This window comes from Bacillus thermotolerans (assembly GCF_000812025.2).
GTDB classification, from domain to species: domain Bacteria; phylum Bacillota; class Bacilli; order Bacillales; family Domibacillaceae; genus Quasibacillus; species Quasibacillus thermotolerans.
Genome location: NZ_JWJE02000099.1, coordinates 1 through 1,859, shown reverse-complemented (window position 1 = coordinate 1,859; position 1,859 = coordinate 1). Strand labels below are relative to the sequence as shown.

1 protein-coding gene is annotated in these 1,859 nt (G+C 41.2%); it reads right to left on the bottom strand.

Annotated elements, in window-relative coordinates:
* Window positions 1-82 precede the first annotated feature (82 nt).
* Window positions 83-1,357, bottom strand: coding sequence for a group II intron reverse transcriptase/maturase (gene ltrA, locus QY97_RS18785; protein ID WP_039238416.1), 1,275 nt, complete (start codon window positions 1,355-1,357; stop codon window positions 83-85).
* Between the last annotated feature and the right edge of the window lie 502 nt (window positions 1,358-1,859).

Here is a 1,859-nt window from a genome sequence, read left to right as displayed (position 1 = left end):
AATCGAGTAGAGGGAAAATAAGTTGATTATTTTCGCCCCTCTCACACCACCGTACGTACGGTTCCGTATACGGCGGTTCAATTTATATTACAGTGTGTACTTTTAGGTAATGTTCTAGAGCAGAGGGAAGCCCCCTCTGCTTGAGTCTTTTATTCGAGATGGCTCTTTGAATAACTTTGGATAATCCTATATATCGATAACCTTTTCGACAATAGGTTAATCCTTTCGCTTCTTCCTTCGGAATCCCAAGCTGAGTGAGCGATTTGATTTGTTTCCTCGGTACTTTCCATTGTTTCCAAATGATTACCCTGATTCTGGAGCGAAGCTTCATATCTATCCGCTCCGTCGCGTTTTTCATGTTTCCAATCCTAAAGTAGTTTACCCACCCGATTATGACTTGCTTCAGTTTCAATATTCGATAATCTAGTGGTACACTCCAGTTTCGCTTTGTCAGTTTTCGGAGCTTCCTTTGGAATTTCTGTATGGAACTTAGGTGGGGTTTTACTTGGTATCTTTTGTTTTTACCATCGTAATAGTAACCGAACCCTAAGAATTTTAATTCTTTTGGACGTGAAATTTTACTCTTCTCTGAGTTAACGATTAATCCTAGTTTGTCTTCTATAAATCTCACGATTGACTTCATCACTCTGTCTGCTGCTTTCTCACTCTTCACAAAAATGAGGGAATCATCAGCGTATCTCACGAAGCGCAGCCCTCTACCTTCTAGTTCCTTATCGAGTTCATTTAACATAATATTGCTCAATAACGGGCTTAGGTTACCTCCTTGCGGAGTCCCGACAGGTGTTTCTTCATATTTCCCTTTCACCATGACTCCACTGACTAAGTATTTTCTGATTAACGATATAACATCACCATCATCTATTGTGTTGGCAATAATTCGCATAAGTTTATCGTGATGAACTGTATCGAAGAATCTTTCAAGGTCAATGTCCACTACCCAGTCGTGCCCATCATTTAGAAATTCCAAGCTTTTTATAATCGCCATTTCGCAACTTCTTTTTGGTCTGAAACCGTAACTGAATTCACTGAACTGCTTTTCAAATATCGGACTGAGAACTTGATGAATGGCTTGTTGAACGACTCTATCCACTACTGTTGGTATTCCCAACTTGCGCATCTTGCCATTTTCTTTTGGGATCTCCACTCTTAAGGCAGCTTGTGGTTGGTATTTTCTTGTTCTGATGCGCTGACGCAGCTCATCCTTGTTCTCTTTCAGATATTGTTTAAGTTCGTCAACGGTTACTCCGTCGATTCCACTTGCACCTTTATTTTTATAGACACGCAAGTAGGCTTCGTTCATATTTTGGTTTCTTAGAATCTGTTCTAAAAGTTCCACACTCGTTTCCCTTCCCTCTCACGTAGTAAGTGATAGCTCCATTTTGGTTAGTCTTTGAGATACGCTCATACTTTCACCATTAACACATTCGGAGTAAGTCACTTACGCATTCGTGGTGTTGAAACACTATAAATTGTTCAGCCCTTCATGAGTTTATTTCATTACTATGGCTTCTGCTGACTTCTTGCGGCTAACCTTTTTCGACTGTACTTCTGTACATCCGCAAGACCTCCCAGGGTAAGACAACTATCTTTCCTCTTTTACTCGCCTGATTTACTCTACAAAGTTACGCACATCTTTTTGGACTTTGACTTGTCTTGGAGCCTCATCCCTTTGTAAAGCCTTAGTATCAGGTTTCTCTTCGTCGAGCCAAGATTTTATTCCACGCTTCCTCCAGCCCTTATCTCACGATAAGTACCTTGCGCTTCCTTAGTGGTTGGTCGATGTGTACCCCCACAGTGGACTCTCACCACCTAGATAGTTGCCATGCCTGGCACACAAG